This is a genomic window from Candidatus Frankia alpina, from assembly GCF_902806485.1.
GTDB classification, from domain to species: domain Bacteria; phylum Actinomycetota; class Actinomycetes; order Frankiales; family Frankiaceae; genus Frankia; species Frankia alpina.
Map to the genome: position 1 here is coordinate 1 of NZ_CADCWT010000085.1, position 17,587 is coordinate 17,587.

The following is a 17,587-nucleotide window of genomic DNA, read 5'->3' on the forward strand; positions in this document are numbered from 1 at the left end:
ACTTCACCACCCGGCTTCCCATAGCCATCAAAATAGCACACCTGTTCGACGGGCCGGCACTGTTGTTGATGCGCCAACCCCGCCCTGAACGACGGGGCCTGCGCGCTACGTTTCATGGTCAGCGTTCGCCGCCATCGCGACTCAGCGCGACCGGTAGACCTCGGTCTCCGCGGGCCGGACGACGGTCGTCTCGCCGCGGACGAAGCCGGGGCGCACGGTGCGGGCGATGGTCCCGTCCCGTCCCGGATCGTCCGTGGCCACCCACCGCAGACCCAGATGCCGCGCCGGGTCGAAGGTCCCGCCCGGTACCGCCGTGTAAGGCCGCACGTCCACGGCCAGATCCAGCACCTGGAGCAGCTGCTTGCGCAGGATGCCGGCGACGCTTTGCGGATCGTCCGCCCCCAGGCTACCCATCTGATCGTGCAGCCGGATCAGGCCCCGCAGCAGCGGCGCCATCGCCTCGGTGAGCTCACCGGCGCGCAGCCGGCTGTTCTCCGCGTGCAGCCGGTCCACCAGCTCCGCGTCGTGGCGGCGCAGCCGGGCGAGCTCGTCGAGCTGGCTGGCGAGGCGCTCAATTGCCACCGCCTGGATCGCGCCGATCGACCCGGCAAGATCGCCGTCCCCCACCGGCCCGGTGACCGGCCGCCCGCCGCGCAGGGGAGGCGGCGCCGCGGAGTCTTCTGCGCGCCCGGACGCCCAGGGCCGTTCGACGGCCTCGTCGCGGCCGGCGTCCTGGCCACGACCGTCTTCGCCCCCCCGACCGGCGCCCCGGTCGACTGCCACCGCCAACACCTCGTCCATATCGTCGTCGGGGCCGGAAACGGGCGAGCCCACCGGCTCGCCTACGGCATCGTATGTCGCGAGGACATCGCCCGGGGGTAGAACATCCTCGCTGCCAGCCCTGGCGTCCTCCCAACGGCCGCCGGGCTCGGGAAGATCATATCGGGGATACCCGGAGTACGGGTCGTCCCCGGGGTTCGGGTCGGAGGTGGCGTTCCCGCCCCCGTCCTGCTCAGCAGCAGCGGAATATCCGCCGGGTGCGGGCGGGGTACCCGTCGCCGGCGGTACCGCGAAACCTGCCCCTCGCAACGCCTCGTCGTCGACGCCGAGCGCGGTCGTCTCGACCTCGTCGGACCTCCACGCCTCGCCCGCCGACCCAGCGCCGCCCGCCGGCCCGGCGAGATCGGCATACCCTCCGGACGCCGCCACCATCTGGTCGTCGGGCTGCACTCCGTGCGGGTACTCGCCCGAGCTGTCGCGCTCTCCCGCCGCGAGCAGGTCCGGATAGTCCAGGCGGCGGGAGTGCTCAAGTTCCTGCGGGTACGGGCGCCGGGCGCCGGCGAACCGCGGGCCGCCCGGGTCCGACTCGGCGTCCAGCTCGACGCCCCCCGCCCATGCCTGCTCGACACGGCCGGGGTGGTCTGGATCCGCGAGGTCGGCCTCGTAGCCGAGGTCTTCCTGATCCGCGGCATCCACCTGACGCCCGGGATCGGCCTGGTAGGCGGGGTCCGCTGCAGCGTGGTGGACGGATTCGGCCAGGTGCTGGGGGTCATCGGCGCGGCGGGGGTCCAGGGCACCGGGACGATCGCGTCCCCCGCGCGCATAAGGGTCGAGCAGCGGAGCCGAGCCGAGCGCGGGCACCCCGAATCCGCGCACCCCTGTTGGCACGGACTCGTCCCAGTGGGTGCCGGGCCCGGGAGTCGTCCCCCCGCCAGCCTCCTGGGAGCCGCCGGAGCGGTGGGTGCGCTCGGGCGGGGCGAAATAGTCCTCCGGGCCTCGGCCGACCGGCCCCGCATTCCAGCCGCGAAGAAGGTCGTCACGCAGGGGCCCGACGTCCCGCTCCGACCGCTCGAAAGCTGTCCGGTCCGGCGCGGCCCGGTCCGGCGCAGCCCCGTCCTGGGTGGAACGATTCGGTCCTCGCCACGGCGAGTAACCGCCAGAGCCATACGGCTCCAACCCATCCCGCGCCCCCCGCGGGTCCCCTCCCGGGTCACCGGCGACCGACAGCGGATCCGGCTCCAACGGGTCGGGCTCCAACGGATCCGGAACCGAGGGGTCGGGAACCTCCGCGCCCGGTGGGCCGGAGCCCGCCCCGCCGGGCGGGAACCAGCTTCCCCGGCCGCGGGACGCGGGATCGCGGCGTGGCTGGAACATCGAGTATCGATCCTCCTCGCCGCCGGGCGGCGGGACCGGGGGGGGTCATCGCGAGGTACCGGCGTGTCTCACTTACGGCCGGCGGTCCAGTCCAGCCCCCAGCCGTATGCCTGGTCGAGTTCGCGGTGGCCGCTGACGTACCGGACCTCGCGGCTGACCGTGAAGTCATTGCCGGTGTTGGTCAGCAGGGCGATCGCGCACATCCGTGCGCCACCGGCCTGCTCGTCAAGGCGTACCTCGATCGGGGCACCCTGAGCGGGCGTCAGGGTTACCACTGCGTCGGCCTGATCGAACGAGGCCACGCCCTGGTAGATGAAGGCGAACACGAGCAGCCGGCGGATCTGGCCGATCTGCGCGAGGTTGACGTAGAGGTTCTCGCCGCCCACGGCGGCCCCGGTCCGGTCGTCCGCGTCCAGGTTGACGTAGGGGGGGCCGTCGAAGGAGCCGAACGCGTCGCCCAACGCCTGGACCACGCCGGAGCGGCCGTCGGCGAGCTCGAACAGCGCGGCCAGGTCCAGATCGATGCCCCCACCGGCGGCGCCGAGCACCCGCTTGAGAAAGCCGCCCTTCTGCTGCTGACCGCCGGCCGGATTCTGGTTCCAGTTGAGGTTGACGTGTAGCCGGCCACCGCCGCCCTGCTTGCTCAGCGACACAGATGGCGCGGACTTCGTCAGCGTCAGCTTGCTCAGCGAAACCGGTCCGGAGCCGGCCGGTGGCGCGCTGGGACGCTTGGAGTAGTCGATGCCCATGGTCCGCTCCTTCGCGGTTGCCGGATTGGTGATCTGCAATCGGTGGACGGATACGGCCAGTGGACGGACGGATACATCCGGTGGGTGGATGGTCGCCGGCTGCGCCGATGTCGCCCCGACGATGTCACATCCGCGGTGGACCGCTCCAGACCGCGACGCCCGCGCGATGAGCGAGACGGCCGGTGCTCCGCCCGCCGGCCGTACCTGCGGCCGGTCGCGGCGGCGTTACAGCGGCGCGCTCACCGCCTCACGCGGCTGACCCTGACCGCCTTCGCCCTCGTCGCTCCTGACCGGGCCGGCGGAGTCGTCGGAGGCCGAACCGGCGTGCTGGCGGCGGTGCAGGATGGACGACACCAGCGCCAGGCCGATGAAGGCCACTCCCACCAGGCCGGTGACGATCTCCGGGACCTCGGTCTCGATCGAGATGGCGAGGATGATCGCCAACGCACCGATGGCGTAGTGCGCGCCGTGTTCGAGGTAGATGTACTCGGACAGGGTGCCCCGGCGGACGAGGTACACGGTCAGCGACCGGATGTACATCGCGCCGATGCCCAGGCCGGTGGCGATGACGAAGATGTTCTGGGAGATCGCGAACGCGCCGACGACGCCGTCGAACGAGAACGACGCGTCGATGACCTCCAGGTAGAGGAACAGGAAGGCGGCCGCCTTTCCGGTGGCGAGCACCAGCTTCGGTGGCCCGGAGGAACGCGGGGTGCCGGCCGACTTCCCGGAGTCCCCGGCGACCTCGGCGTCGGCGCTGTCGTCGTCCTCCTCGGCGCCGACTCCGCGTGCCTCGAAGAACTCCCCGAGGCCACGCACCCCGAGGTAGGTGGCCAGGCCGGCGACGCCCGCGGTCAGCACCTGCTGGGTGTGGTCACCGGAGAACGCCTCGCCCACGACGAGCAGCGCGATGAGGCCGATCACGGTCGGGATCACGTCGAGCTGGCCGGCGCGCCGCAGCGGCTCCTCCAGCTTCTTGATCCACTGAACCTCCCGCTCGGTGTCGAACAGGAAGTCCAGGAACAGCATGAACAGGAAGATCCCGCCGAACGCGGCGATCGCCGGGTGCGCGTCACCGAGCTTCTCCGCGTACTGCGCGCTGTCGTTGAGCGCCAGGTCGAAGACCTTGACCGGGCCGAGGTGCGCGGTCAGCGCCACGATGATGATCGGGAAGAGCAGCCGCATGCCGAACACGGCGATGAGGACGCCCAACGTCAGAAAGAGCTTCTGCCAGAACGGGTTCATCCGGCGCAGGATCGTCGCGTTGATGACCGCATTGTCGAAGGAGAGGCTGATCTCGAGCACGGCAAGGATGGCCACGATGGCCGCATCCCGCGGGCTGCCGATCACCCCCGCTCCGGCCACCCCGATCGCGGTGATCACCAACGACCACCCGAAGATCCGCAAGGCGTGCACGCCTATCAACACCTTCCCGGACCGATCGCCAGACCCCGGTCGCGCCGCGCGGGCGGATCCGCGGTCCGTCGGATCCCGCCACGTCGCCTGAACTCGCCGGAGACCGCGTCGGCCCGCGGCCGGTTGGCCCGGAGCGGCGGTCGACGGCATCGTAGCTGCTCGTCCGGTGGGTGCGACCTGACAAATGGGTTACACCGAATAAGCACGCCCCTACCCGCGCACTACCTCCACACACGCCAGGTGATGGAGCACGTTGCGTGGCCACCGGTCGTCCCGGGCCGGCGGACGGGCGCCTGCGGGGCGGCCGGAGCCGGTCACAGGACCAGCCCCGGCCACCCGGTCGCCGGGCACGGTGCCCGGCGTGGTGCGCAGTGATGCGGACCGGGTCAGACGTTGACGCCGAAGTCGCGGGCGATGCCGGCCAGGCCCGAGGCGTAGCCCTGGCCGACGGCGCGGAACTTCCAGTCCGCCCCGTGCCGGTAGACCTCGCCGAAGACCATCGCCGTCTCGGTGGAGGCATCCTCGGTGAGGTCGTAGCGGGCGATCTCGGTGCCGCCGGCGCCGTTGACGATACGGATGAAGGCGTTGCGGACCTGACCGAAGCTCTGCTGGCGTGAGTCCGCGTCGTAGATGGAGACCGGGAACACGATCTTGTCGATCTCCGTGGGCAGCGACGCGAGGTTCACGGAGATGGCCTCATCGTCGCCCTCGCCCTCACCGGTGAGGTTGTCGCCCTGGTGCTCGATCGCGCCCTCGGGGCTCTTGAGGTTGTTGAAGAAGACGAAGTGCCCGTCCGAGACGACCTTGCCGTCGGCGCGGCACGCGATGGCGCTGGCGTCGAGGTCGAAGTCGGCGCCGGTCGTGCTGCGCACGTCCCAGCCGAGGCCGACCACGATGTTGGTCAGGCCGGGCGCCTCCTTGGACAGCGACACGTTGCCGCCCTTGCTGAGACTGACTCCCACTGTTCCTCCTGCTGTGCGTCGACTGCGTTGTCTGGGGGCCACCACGCGGGGCGGCGGCCGCTGTACGGGAGCGCGGTACGCCCCCCGGGTGACCCCGGTACCCCGGCGGCCGGGCGCCGGCAGCCTACTGCCCGGCGCGAACGGCGCGGTCACTCTCCGCCCGCGAAGCCACCTGCCGGGGTACGTGTGCTCTGCGGGACGAACGAGTAACGCGCGAGGTTCCCACTGGCGGTCCACCCGTGACCGCGGCGTCCGACCTGTCCAGGTCGCGCTCCCCATCACCGCGGCACGGCCGGCCGGCCCGCACCGGTATACCGGGCCGCGGGCCCGCGCGCCGTCGCGAATCCGACAGGACCCGGACCCGACCCGCGATGACCCGATCGGGCGGTCACTTCACGCGCCGGTAACGCGGGTGGAACATGAACCACCCAGTCACCCAACGCATCATCAACAATTGACGGGTCCGCCAAACCCGTGCCCGGCCCGCCACTGTCACCGGTGCGGCAGCGAAAGTGCACGCCGGACGGCACAACAGACGAGGTTCCGACGTTCGTGGACGCCGCAACTGGGGAACATCGGCTTCGGCGGAACCATCCGGACGGGGCCGGCGCACCCACCCCAACGCCAACAATCACCCATCCGAAGGCTGCAAGCAGTTCACGCAGAGGTGTCGCTATCCGCCACGTGCAGGGCGGACCATTGAGGTGTGGTTCGTCTGGATAAGGTCGCCATGATGATCGGACGTTCAGTAGGCCGGGTAGTCATCTCCGATGTGACCCCGGGCGTGTCGTGCGGGCAGTCGTCCGCGCGCGCGGTCGTGGGCGAAAATCTCACCGTCGGTGCGACCGTGTTCCGCGAGGGTCACGACCTCATCGGGGCGAACGTCGTGCTGTCGGGTCCCGACGGCCAGGGCGCGCCGTTCATCCGCATGCATTCCGCCGGTGTCGGGACCGACCGGCTCGAGGCGGAGATCACTGCCGGCGGCGAGGGCCTGTGGGGGTACCGCGTCGAGGCGTGGTCGGATCCGGTCGCCACCTGGCAGCACGGCATCAAGCTCAAGGTCGGCGCGGGGCAGAGCGTCGACGAGCTCGCGGTCGACCTGGAGGACGGCGCGCGGCTGCTGCTGCGAGCGCTGCCGGGCGTGCCGGAGGGGCGCCGCGCCGAGCTCGCCCGGGCGGTGGCGGCGTTGCGTGACGACACCCGCGATGATCCCCACGAACGGATCGCCGCCGCCCTCGACCCTCGGCTGACGAGCCTGCTGGCCGCCTTCCCACTGCGCGAGCTGGTCACCCGCTCCTCCTTGTACCGGATCTGGGTCGACCGGCCCCGGGCGCTGTACGGGAGCTGGTACGAGATGTTCCCGCGCTCGGAGGGGGCGACCCTCGACCCGCCGCGCTCGGGGACCTTCCTCACCGCCACCGGGCGCCTACCGGCTATCGCCGCGATGGGCTTCGACGTGGTGTATCTGCCGCCGATCCACCCGGTCGGCGAGATCAACCGCAAGGGCCCGAACAACACCCTCGTTCCCGGCCCGGACGATCCCGGCTCGCCCTGGGCGATCGGCAGCGAGCACGGCGGCCACGACGCCGTGCACCCGGACCTGGGGACGATCGAGGACTTCAACCTGTTCGTGGCGCGGGCCCGCTCCCTGGGCATGGAGATCGCCCTGGATCTCGCCCTGCAGTGCGCGCCGGACCATCCGTGGGCGAAGCACCACCTGGAGTGGTTCGTCGTGCGCAGCGACGGCTCGATTGCCTATGCGGAGAATCCGCCGAAGAAGTACCAGGACATCTACTCGCTGAACTTCGACACCGACCCGACCGGGCTGTACCAGGAGATTCTGCGGGTCGTCCGGCACTGGACCGCGCACGGAGTGCGAATTTTCCGGGTGGACAACCCGCACACCAAGCCGGTCGAGTTCTGGGAGTGGCTCATCGGCCAGGTGAAGGCCACCGAGCCGGATGTGCTGTTCCTCGCCGAGGCGTTCACCCGGCCGGCGATGATGCATACCCTCGCCAAGATCGGTTTCACCCAGTCCTATACGTACTTCACCTGGCGCAACCAGAAATGGGAGCTCGAGGAGTACGCCCAGGAGCTGATCGAAGCCGCCCACTACATGCGGCCGAACTTCTTCGTGAACACCCCGGACATCCTGCCGGGCTACCTGCAGGAGGGCGGGCCCGCAGCGTTCCGGATCCGGGCGGCGCTCGCGGCCACGATGTCGCCGACCTGGGGTGTGTACGCCGGCTACGAGCTGTATGAGAACGCCCCGGTCCGGCCGGGCAGCGAGGAGTACCTCGACTCGGAGAAGTACCAGTACCGGCCGCGGGACTGGGTGGCGGCCGAGCGCGAGGGCCGCTCGCTCGCGCCCTACCTGACCCGGCTCAACCAGATCCGCCGAGCCCACCCGGCGCTGCACTGGCTGCGCAACCTGCACCTGCACCACGCCGACGGCGACGAGTTCATCGTCTACTCCAAGCGGCTGGCCGAGGTGGACGGCCCAGCCAGGCCGGACGGTTCAGGCGACACCGTGCTCGTCATCGTCAACCTCGACCCGCACGAAGCGCGGGAGACCACAGTGCGCCTCGACATGCCCGCCCTGGGCCTCGGCTGGGACGACTCCTTCGACGTGACCGACGAGATCACCGGCGAGACCTACCAGTGGAGCCGGGACAACTACGTCCGGCTCGATCCGTCGGTCGAGCCCGCACATATCCTCACCGTGCGGGCCCGGTCGTGATGGAGCCGGAGCCACTCAGCGAGCCCATCGGCGACGACACCCCCCGTCCGGCCCCCGCCGGTCTCGTCAGAGATACCTCCCGCGACCCGTACTGGTTCAAGCGGGCCGTGTTCTACGAGGTGCTCATCCGGGGTTTCGCCGACTCCAACGGCGACGGCACGGGCGACATCCGCGGTCTGATCTCCAAGCTCGACTATCTGGAGTGGCTCGGCGTCGACTGCCTGTGGCTGCTGCCGATCTATTCCTCGCCGCTGCGCGACGGCGGTTACGACATCAGCGACTACTTCCAGATTCTGCCGGAGTTCGGTGACCTCGGCGATTTCGTCAGCCTCGTCGACGAGGCGCACCGTCGCGGCATCCGGATCATCGCCGACCTGGTGATGAATCACACCTCCGACGCCCACCCGTGGTTCCAGGCGTCCCGGTCCGATCCGGAGGGGCCGTTCGGGGACTTCTACGTCTGGTCTGACACGGACGAGCGGTATCCCGAGGCGCGGATCATCTTCGTGGACACGGAGAAGTCGAACTGGTCCTGGGACCCGGTGCGTGGCCAGTACTACTGGCACCGCTTCTTCTCCCACCAGCCCGACCTGAACTACGACAACCCCGATGTCCAGGAGGCGATGCTGGAGGTCCTGCGCTTCTGGCTGGACCTCGGCATCGACGGTTTCCGGCTCGACGCGGTACCGTACCTCTACGTGCGGGACGGCACCAACGGCGAGAACCTGCCGGAGACCCACGAGTACCTCCGGCGGGTCCGCAAGGAGGTCGACGCGAAGTACGCCGACCGGGTGCTGCTCGCCGAGGCCAACCAGTGGCCCTCCGACGTCGTCGAGTACTTCGGCAACGACGACGAGTGCCACATGGCGTTCCACTTCCCCCTGATGCCGCGCATCTTCATGGCGGTGCGCCGGGAGTCGCGCTATCCCATCTCCGAGATCCTCGCCCAGACGCCGCAGATCCCACCGAACTGCCAGTGGGGGATCTTCCTGCGCAACCACGACGAGCTGACCCTGGAGATGGTGACCGACGACGAGCGCGACTACATGTGGGCGGAGTACGCCAAGGACCCCCGCATGAAGGCGAACATCGGCATCCGCCGCCGGCTGGCCCCGCTGCTCGACAACAGCCGCGACCAGATGGAGCTGTTCACCGCCCTGCTGCTGTCGCTGCCGGGTTCCCCGGTGCTGTATTACGGCGACGAGATCGGCATGGGCGACAACATCTACCTCGGCGACCGGGACAGCGTGCGCACCCCGATGCAGTGGTCGCCCGACCGCAACGCCGGCTTCTCCACGTCCGACCCGGCCCGACTCTACCTGCCTCTGATCATGGACCCGGTATACGGCTATCAGGCCCTCAACGTCGAGGCCGGCCAGCGGATGCCGACGTCGTTCCTGGCCTGGACCAAACGGATGATCGAGGTGCGCAAGCGCCATCCCGTCTTCGGTCTGGGCACGTACGAGGAGCTGGCCGCGTCCAATCCGTCGGTCTTCGCGTTCGTCCGCGAATTCGGCGACGACCGGGTGCTGTGCGTCGCGAACCTGTCCCGCTTCGCCCAGCCGGTGGAGCTCGATCTGCGGCGGTTCGAGGGATTGGTGCCCGTCGAGCTGCTCGGCCGGGTGCACTTCCCGCCGATCGGCGAGCTCCCGTACCTTCTGACGTTGCCCGGACACGGACATTACTGGTTCGCGTTGACCGTACCGGGGGAATTCACCCCCTAGCCCCCTGAGGCCGTCGGGGGGAGAGTAGGACGCAGGACCCGACCTTGGTGACGATGGCCGGGTCAGGTGAGACCGGGGGCCGGCCGGCGAACCGCGGAACGCCACCGGCGGGAACACCGAGGTCGCCGCGGAGGTACGCGCGACACGCCCGACGAAAGGTAATCTTTCGGGATATTTCGACGTTAGGTGCACACGATGATCGTCGAGCACAGGCATCGGGAGGTCGAGGATGGGTGACCACCACGCCGAGCTGACCGGACTGCTGACCGACTGGCTTCCTCGACAGCGCTGGTTCGCCGGCAAGGGCCGCGGCGTCGGGCGGATCCGGATCCGCCGGGACATCTCCGTCTTCGAGCCGCTGCGGCTGCTCGTCGTAGACGTCGACTACGACCACGGGCCGCCGGACCACTACCAGGTGCCCATGGTGATCCGGGCCGACGCCCCCTTCGGCCACGAGGGTTTCCTGATCGGCGAGTGCGGCGGCGGGCTGGTGTACGATGGGCTGCACGACCCCGACGGCAGCGCCGCCCTGCTGCAGTTCCTCGGCCGCTCCGCCCGCCGGGACGACCTCGTCGCCGAGTCGACGCGGGTGCTGGAAGATCTGCCCGCGCACGCCGTCGGCACGGAACAGTCCAACACCTCGATCATCTACGGGGACGCCTACATCCTCAAGGTGTTCCGCCGGCTCTGGCCGGGCCTCAACCCGGACCTGGAGGTCACCCGGGCCCTCGCCGAATCCGGCAGCACGCACATCGCCGCCCCGGTCGCGTGGTTCTCCGGGGAGCTCGAGGGGCAGCCGACCACGTTCGGTTTCCTCCAGGAGTACCTGCGCAGCAGAACCGAGGGCTGGCGGCTGGCACTGGCCAGCGTGCGCGACCTCTACGCCGAGGCCGACCTGCACGCCGACGAAGTCGGCGGGGACTTCTCCGCGGAGGCCGAGCGGCTCGGCGCGGCCACCGCCGAGGTGCACGCGGACCTCGCCCGGGCGCTGCCGACGCGCCAGCCCACCGCGGACGCGCTGCGCGCCCTGGTGACCTACCTGCACGGCCGCCTCGACACCGCCGTCGAGGCGATCGCCGAGCTGCGCCCCTTCGAGACCGCCGTGCGCAAGTGCTACGACGAGCTGACCGGCGCGGCGCCGTCGGTCGTCCACCCCCGGCCGTTTCAGCGACTGCACGGCGACCTGCATCTCGGCCAGGTCCTTCGGGTCGACTCGGGCTGGGTGCTGTTCGACTTCGAGGGCGAGCCGGCCCGCCCGGTCACCGAGCGGGTGGGGTTGGAGTCACCGCTGCGCGACGTCGCCGGAATGCTGCGCTCGTTCGATTACGCGGCCCGTTCCATGCTGCTGGAGCGAGGCGACGAACCCGCGCTAGTCTACCGGGCCCAGGAGTGGGCCGACCGCAACCGGGAAGCGTTCTGCCGGGGGTACGGCGCCGTGGCCGGTCGCGACCCGCAGGAGGACGCGGCGATGCTGCGCGCGTTCGAGCTCGACAAGGCCGTCTACGAGGTGCTGTACGAGGTGCATCACCGGCCGGGGTGGATCGGCATCCCGATGGCCTCGGTGCAGCGGCTCGCCCAGACCCACCCGCCGACCGAATGAACGGGCGCGGGGCGGATCGACCCGCCGCCGACACCGGTCAGCCAGACCATCAGCCCCATCGCGAAGAGAGAGGCAGGGGTGTCCCAGTGAACAACGGCGACGTCAACAACGGCACGGCGCGGACGGGACACCGCGGCGCCGGGCAGATCACCGGCCGGCCCGACCTCGATCCGGCGAGCGCACCGGTCCGCGGCCGATCGGGCCGCGTGGCTCTGGCCGACCGGGAGCCGGGACGCCTTCGCGACCTCGACGACGCGGACACCGCCGCGCCGACGGCGACGGGCGCACCGGCGGCGGTGGGCGACCAGCCGACCCCGGGCGGCCCCGACGCGGCCGGCGCCACCGCGCAGGCGCCGGCCGCGTCGATCGGCCTGGCCCGGGAGAACCTGGAACGGCTCGTCAACGGCACCCACCACGACCCGCACGCGCTGCTCGGGGCGCACCCGGCCGGGGACACGACCGTCGTGCGGGTGCTGCGTCCCGACGCGAGCGCCGTGACCGTGCTCGTCGGCGAGGACCGCCACCCGACGACCCGGCTGCACAGCGGCGGGGTGTTCGCCGTGGCGCTGCCGGGGATCCTGCCCGACTACCACGTCGAGGTGGCCTACCCGCACGACTCACACGTCGTCGACGACCCCTACCGCCACCTGCCGACTCTCGGCGAAGTGGACCTGCACCTGATCAGCGAGGGCCGGCACGAGGAGCTCTGGAGGGTGCTCGGAGCGCACCTGCGCGAGCTGACAACCCCGGGCGGTGCGACCGTCACCGGGGTGGGCTTCGCCGTGTGGGCGCCGTCGGCACGAGGGGTGCGCCTGGTCGGCGACTTCGACTTCTGGGACGGCCGGGCGTTCCCGATGCGCTCGCTGGGCCACAGCGGCATCTGGGAGCTGTTCGTGCCCGGCGCCGGCGTCGGGCTGCGCTACAAGTACGAGATCCTCGGCTTCGACGGGGTGTGGCGGCAGAAGGCCGACCCGATGGCGTTCCGCACCGAGGTCCCGCCCGCCACCGCAAGTGTCGTCACCCACTCGGACTACACGTGGGGCGACCAGGACTGGCTCGCCCGGCGCGCCCGCACGGCGTGGCACGCCGAGCCGATCAGCGTGTACGAGGTCCACCTGGGCTCGTGGCGGCGCGGGCTGTCCTACCTCGAGCTCGCCGACCAGCTCACCGCCTACGTCCTGGACAACGGCTTCACACATGTGGAGATGCTGCCCGTCGCGGAGCACCCGTTCGGCGGCTCCTGGGGTTACCAGGTGTCGGCGTACTACGCCCCGACGGCGCGTTTCGGCAGCCCGGACGAGTTCCGCCACCTCGTCGACACGCTGCACCGCGCCGGCATCGGCGTGATCGTCGACTGGGTGCCGGCGCACTTCCCCCGGGACTCCTGGGCGCTAGGCCGCTTCGACGGCACCCCGCTGTACGAGCACCCCGATCCGCGCCGGGGCGAGCAGCCCGACTGGGGGACCTACGTCTTCGACGTCGGCCGTAACGAGGTGCGCAACTTCCTCGTCGCCAACGCCGTGTACTGGTTCGAGGAGTTCCACATCGACGGCCTGCGGGTCGACGCCGTGGCCTCGATGCTCTACCTCGACTACTCCCGCCCCGACGGCGGCTGGGTGCCGAACGTGCACGGTGGCCGAGAGAACCTCGAGGCGGTGGCGTTCCTGCAGGAGACCAACGCAACGGTCTACCGGCGCTTCCCGGGCGTCATGATGATCGCCGAGGAGTCGACGGCCTGGCCCGGGGTCACCCGCCCCACCCATCTCGGCGGGCTCGGGTTCGGGTTCAAATGGAACATGGGCTGGATGCACGACACGCTGGACTACAACTCCCGCCAGCCGGTGCACCGCAGCTACCACCATCACCAGATGACGTTCTCGATGGTATACGCCTACTCGGAGAACTTCATCCTGCCGTTCAGCCACGACGAGGTCGTCCACGGCAAGGGTTCACTGCTGCGCAAGATGCCGGGCTCCCGGTGGGAGCAGCTGGCAAACCTGCGCGCGCTCTACGCCTACATGTGGGCGCATCCCGGCAAGAAGCTGCTGTTCATGGGCTGCGAGTTCGGCCAGGACAACGAGTGGAACGAGGCCGCCTCGCTCGACTGGCCGCTGCTGAGCGACGCGGCGCACCGGGGCGTGGCCAACCTGCTGGCGGACCTCAACGAGCTGTACCGATCCACCCCGGCCCTCTACCGTCGGGACAGCGATCCGACCGGCTTCTCCTGGATCGACGCCAACGACACCGCCAACAACGTGTTCTCGTTCCTACGCTGGTCGGACGCAACCTCCGCCGCCGGCCGCCCGACCGGAACCGAGCTGACCGGAGCCGACGTGGCGGGCAGGCCGACGGCCGGCAACGGCCCGGCGGGCGCGGAGGTGACGGACAGCGGGGTACTGGCCTGCGTCACGAACTTCGCCGGAGTCGGCCACCACGGCTACCGCCTCGGCCTGCCCTTCCCCGGCCGCTGGCGGGAGGTGCTCAACTCCGACGGGCAGCGCTACGGCGGCGGCAACGTCGGCAACTTCGGCGCCGTGCAGGCCGTCGAGGAGCCCCACCACGGCCTGCCCGCCTCCGCGACCCTGACGCTGCCGCCGCTCGGGTCGGTCTGGCTGGCACCCGAGTAGGACCGTACCCGGCTGGGGTGTCCCAGCGGCACCGAGGGGCTGGGCGCGATCACCGTGCGGTGATCACGTCCGCCCCCTCAGTGCTCGCCGACAAGGACACGAGACGCGGCAGCACGGCAGGCCGGCTGCGGACGTCAGAACAGGGCTGCGGCCAGGGAGCGACGGGCGGGGGCGACAGCGGGCTCGGTGTCGCCGAGCGCCTGGAACAGGTCGACGAGGTGGGCACGCGCCTGCTCCCGCTGCGGACCGGTCGTGCGCCGCACGACCGCGACGAGCCCGGCGAGCGCGCCGGCCACGTCGCCCTGCGCGATGCCCAGGTCCGCCGCGGCGATCGCGGCGTCGACGTCGTCCGGATCGGCCGCGAGCCGCCTGCGGATGTCCGCCGGGTCGTGATCGCGCACCCGGCGCAGCAGCTCGGCGCGGGCGAGGCCGGTGAGCGCCTCCGCGTCCCCCAGCGCATCGGTGAGGCGGACCCGGTAGGACTCGACCGCCGTGTCGATGTCGCCGCGGGCCAGCGCGTCCTGCGCCGCTGCCAGATGCGGGTCTCGCGCCGGATCCCCGGCCGCCGCACCGGGCACCCCGCCCATCGCCTCGTCGACGAGGGAGAGCAGCTGGTCGAGCCAGTTGCGCACCTCGCGCTCGGGCACGGCGCCGGTGAACTCACCGATGATGCGCCCACCGACCACGGCTTTCACCGCCGGGATGCCCTGCACCCCCGCCGCCTGGGCGAGCCCAGGGTTGGCATCGACGTCGATCTTGGCGAGAACCCAGCGGCCGCCGTCGGCCACGGCCAGCTTCTCCAGCACCGGGCTGAGCTGCTTGCAGGGACCGCACCAGGACGCCCAGAAGTCGAGCACGACCGGCACCTGCATCGAGCGGCTGACGACGTCGCCCGCGAAGCTTTCCTCGGTGACGTCGATGACCACGGGGCCGGCTTCGGGTCCAGCGGGACGGCGCCGGCGAGGCGCAGACCGCCGAGGCTGTCGGGCATGCGCCCGGGTCGTCCCGGGCCTCCCGCACCCCGCGGCGATCCGGATGGGACTGGTGGCCTACGTTGCATGCCTCCATCGTGACATCCGGGCGGGGCTGACGGCCCTGCCGGCGGAGGACTTTTCGAGGCCCGTTGTCCGCCGCGGCGCCCGGCGGCCTGAATCAATCAGCCTCGTCCCCGGCGAGCAGTCGGTCGATGCTCGCCACCTTGCTGTGCAGGGCGTCGCTGACGCCGGGGCGCAGGTCCGCCTTGAGCACAAGGCTGACCCGGCCGGCACGGCCGCCGACGGCCTCGGTGGCCCGGCGCACGACGTCCATCACCTCGTCCCAGTCGCCCTCGATCGTGGTGAACATGGCGTTGGTCTTGTGCGGCAGGCCACTGGCGCGCACGATGCGGACCGCCTCGGCGACCAGCTCGGCGACACCCTCGCCGGTTCCGATAGGCGTGACACTGAAGGCAACCAGCATGCGGTCAGACCTACCACGCCGGTGCCCCCGCGGCCACCGCTCCGACGCAGCGCCACGCGCCTGCTACGTTGACAAAACGGATTGGTCGGTAAGCTAGTGACTTGTCACGAAAAGTTGCGCGATCGACCCCCGCTTGGGCGATTACGCAAACCCGGGACAACGGTCCCTGACGGCACGCCCTACCATTGCCCGCCGTGGGGTGGAAGAAAACGGATGACGAGGCGTAGGTGGGGCCACGCACGCTGCTCGACGCGCTGACGGACCTGGCTGTGGTCGTCGGTGCGGACGGTCATGTCACCGACCTGGGTGCCGCGGCCCGCGCGTTCCTCGGTGACCGGATCCCCCGCGACCCGCATCTGCGGGACCTCCTCGAGGTCATCGACCCGGCGTTCCGCGCGGCGCTCGGCGAGGCCGTCACGGCCGCGCTGGCGCAGTCCGGGCAGTGGCGCGGCTCCGTGGGTCTGGTCGACCCCACCGGGGCGACCGTGCCCCACCACGTGACCATCCGGCGCGATCCGGACGGCGGGCTGGTCCTGCTCGCCCGCGACACCACCGACCAGCGCGCCCGCGAGATCGCCGAGAACGACTCCCGGGCCAAGGACGAGCTGATCGCGCGCCTGGGCCATGAGCTGCGCACCCCGCTCAACGCGATGCTCGGCTTCGCCCAGCTGCTGGAGCTGGAACCACTCACCTCCGACCTGCACGACGACGTCGAGCGGATCATCACCGGCGGCCGGCACATGCAGGCGCTCATCGACGACGTGCTGGACCTGGCTCGGCTGCGCGCGGGTCGCGGCGACATCAACAAGGGCCCGATCAACGTCCTCGACATCGTCCAGGGCGTGGTGGAGCTGGTCGAACCGCTCGCCGCCCAGCGCAGCATCCGGCGCGTGATCGACCCGGCCGTGCCGCTCATCGCCGACGCGGACCGCCGCCGACTGTGGCAGGTGCTGCTCAACCTGGTCGGCAACGCCCTGAAGTACGGCCGCGAGGGCGGCAGCGTGCGGGTCGGCATCGTGCCGATCACCGGCTCTCGGATCCGCATCGAGGTCGAGGACGACGGCGCGGGCCTGTCCCCGCGGACGCTCGACCGGTTGTTCCGTCCGTTCGAGCGGCTCGGCGCCGAGCACAGCGGGATCGAGGGCAGCGGGCTGGGGCTCGCGCTGTCCCACGCCCTGGTCACCGCCATGGGCGGGGTGCTGACCGTCGCCAGCCGGTACGGGGTCGGCAGCGTGTTCGCCATCGTGCTCGACGCCGTCGACATGCGCTTCGAGGACCCCGACTCCGACGACGACGGTTTCGGCGATCATCTCTCCGGCTCCGGCTACCGCGAAGCGGGGTACGGCCGCGCCGGCTACGGCGACGCCGGTCATGGGCGCGCTCATTATGCCGAGAACGGTCACGAACGCGCCGGTCGCAGCCAGTCGGGGTACGGCGAAGCCGGCAACGAGCGGGCCCGCCGGGACGGTGCCGTCGAGGGTGCCTACGGAGGGCGGCCCGCGGGCGTCTCCGGTGGCGGAAACGGCGCGGCCGGGCACCGGGCGGCTCCTGGTGGTCTTCGGGTCGTGCACGTCAGCGGGGACCCGGCCGTGCGGGCAGCGGTCGCGGGCATGCTCGCCGAGAGCCTCGCCGCCGACCCGGTCACCGTGCCGCGGGCGGCCCTCGCGGTCGACGCGGTGCGCCGCGCGCGGCCGGCGTTCATCCTGCTCGACCACGACCTGCCCGACGCGACCGCGTCCGAACTGCTCGCCCAGCTCGCGGCGGACCCCACCGCGGCCGCCATCCCGGCCTTCGTTCTCACCGAGGACACCGACCCCCACGAACGCGCCATCCTGCGCCGCGCCGGCGCGGTCGACATCCTCGCCCTCCCGCTGGAGCCGGCGAGCCTGGTGGCCGCCGCGACCGCCCTCACCGCCGCGGTGACCGCCCACCGCTGACCCGCCCCGTCCGGGTTCGGACTCACTCAGCTACTGATCTTTAATTCACCGGGTCGGACTGGAGTGGATTCTGCCCGGTCCCAGTCCCGGTTCCGGTTCCGGTTCCGCGGAACACCTTGATCGTCGGGTGGAGGTGGGACACGGCCGAGTCGGGGGCGGTTCCGCGGAATCTGCATGACCGTGTCACGCGGCCGCGACCATGGTGGTGATCGCGGAGTGT

10 protein-coding genes and 1 pseudogene are annotated in these 17,587 nt (G+C 71.0%); 5 read left to right on the forward strand and 6 right to left on the reverse strand.

The annotated features are described in order from the left end of the window. Positions 1-141: 141 nt before the first annotated feature. From G6R25_RS26805 to G6R25_RS11500, 4 genes are all read right to left on the reverse strand, one after another. Positions 142-2,154 carry a hypothetical protein gene (locus G6R25_RS26805; RefSeq protein ID WP_235948106.1) on the reverse strand — a complete coding sequence of 671 codons (2,013 nt, stop codon included), beginning with the start codon at positions 2,152-2,154 and terminating at the stop codon, positions 142-144. Between the two features lie 68 nt (positions 2,155-2,222). After that, on the reverse strand, positions 2,223-2,903 hold the full coding sequence (locus G6R25_RS11490; RefSeq protein WP_163552968.1) for a TerD family protein: 681 nt from the start codon (positions 2,901-2,903) through the stop codon (positions 2,223-2,225). Positions 2,904-3,128: 225 nt separating this feature from the next. Further along, the gene (locus G6R25_RS11495; RefSeq protein ID WP_163552969.1) at positions 3,129-4,319 is read right to left on the reverse strand and encodes a DUF475 domain-containing protein; all 1,191 of its coding nucleotides are present in this window, start codon (positions 4,317-4,319) and stop codon (positions 3,129-3,131) included. A gap of 386 nt (positions 4,320-4,705) precedes the next feature. Continuing rightward, positions 4,706-5,281: a TerD family protein gene (locus G6R25_RS11500; RefSeq protein WP_163552970.1), complete on the reverse strand. Its 576-nt coding sequence runs from the start codon at positions 5,279-5,281 to the stop codon at positions 4,706-4,708. Positions 5,282-6,011: 730 nt separating this feature from the next. On the opposite strand from G6R25_RS11500, the gene G6R25_RS11505 reads away from it, so the two are divergent. The 4 genes from G6R25_RS11505 to glgB all read left to right on the forward strand — a co-directional run bounded on the left by G6R25_RS11505 (position 6,012) and on the right by glgB (position 13,972). Then, a complete protein-coding gene (locus tag G6R25_RS11505) occupies positions 6,012-8,021 on the forward strand; it encodes an alpha-1,4-glucan--maltose-1-phosphate maltosyltransferase (protein ID WP_163552976.1) in 2,010 nt (669 codons plus the stop codon). Continuing rightward, a complete protein-coding gene (gene treS, locus G6R25_RS11510) occupies positions 8,021-9,745 on the forward strand; it encodes a maltose alpha-D-glucosyltransferase (RefSeq protein ID WP_205447061.1) in 1,725 nt (574 codons plus the stop codon). Before G6R25_RS11505 ends, treS begins: the two co-directional genes overlap by 1 nt. A gap of 229 nt (positions 9,746-9,974) precedes the next feature. Beyond that, positions 9,975-11,345 carry a maltokinase N-terminal cap-like domain-containing protein gene (locus tag G6R25_RS11515; protein WP_163552972.1) on the forward strand — a complete coding sequence of 457 codons (1,371 nt, stop codon included), beginning with the start codon at positions 9,975-9,977 and terminating at the stop codon, positions 11,343-11,345. Further along, on the forward strand, positions 11,342-13,972 hold the full coding sequence (gene glgB / locus G6R25_RS11520; RefSeq protein ID WP_473246891.1) for a 1,4-alpha-glucan branching protein GlgB: 2,631 nt from the start codon (positions 11,342-11,344) through the stop codon (positions 13,970-13,972). The genes G6R25_RS11515 and glgB overlap by 4 nt, the downstream gene beginning before the upstream one ends. Positions 13,973-14,106: 134 nt before the next feature. Here the strand turns inward: glgB and G6R25_RS11525 are convergent. Together G6R25_RS11525 and G6R25_RS11530 are read right to left on the reverse strand one after the other, a co-directional pair. Further along, positions 14,107-14,963, reverse strand: a pseudogene (locus G6R25_RS11525) (tetratricopeptide repeat protein). 161 nt (positions 14,964-15,124) lie between these two features. Continuing rightward, the gene (locus G6R25_RS11530) at positions 15,125-15,430 is read right to left on the reverse strand and encodes an MTH1187 family thiamine-binding protein (RefSeq protein WP_163552974.1); all 306 of its coding nucleotides are present in this window, start codon (positions 15,428-15,430) and stop codon (positions 15,125-15,127) included. A 227-nt stretch (positions 15,431-15,657) separates the two neighbouring features. Between G6R25_RS11530 and G6R25_RS11535 the strand changes: the two genes are divergently transcribed. Next, positions 15,658-17,367 carry a hybrid sensor histidine kinase/response regulator gene (locus G6R25_RS11535; RefSeq protein ID WP_163552975.1) on the forward strand — a complete coding sequence of 570 codons (1,710 nt, stop codon included), beginning with the start codon at positions 15,658-15,660 and terminating at the stop codon, positions 17,365-17,367. Positions 17,368-17,587 lie beyond the last annotated feature (220 nt).

Coding starts and splice junctions, on each gene's coding strand:
- G6R25_RS11515 (WP_163552972.1), top strand. CDS start 9,975: ATGGGTGACCACCACGCCGAGCTGACCGGACTGCTGACCGACTGGCTT.
- G6R25_RS11490 (WP_163552968.1), bottom strand. CDS start 2,903: ATGGGCATCGACTACTCCAAGCGTCCCAGCGCGCCACCGGCCGGCTCC.
- treS (WP_205447061.1), top strand. CDS start 8,021: ATGGAGCCGGAGCCACTCAGCGAGCCCATCGGCGACGACACCCCCCGT.
- G6R25_RS11505 (WP_163552976.1), top strand. CDS start 6,012: ATGATGATCGGACGTTCAGTAGGCCGGGTAGTCATCTCCGATGTGACC.
- G6R25_RS11530 (WP_163552974.1), bottom strand. CDS start 15,430: ATGCTGGTTGCCTTCAGTGTCACGCCTATCGGAACCGGCGAGGGTGTC.
- G6R25_RS26805 (WP_235948106.1), bottom strand. CDS start 2,154: ATGTTCCAGCCACGCCGCGATCCCGCGTCCCGCGGCCGGGGAAGCTGG.
- glgB (WP_473246891.1), top strand. CDS start 11,342: ATGAACGGGCGCGGGGCGGATCGACCCGCCGCCGACACCGGTCAGCCA.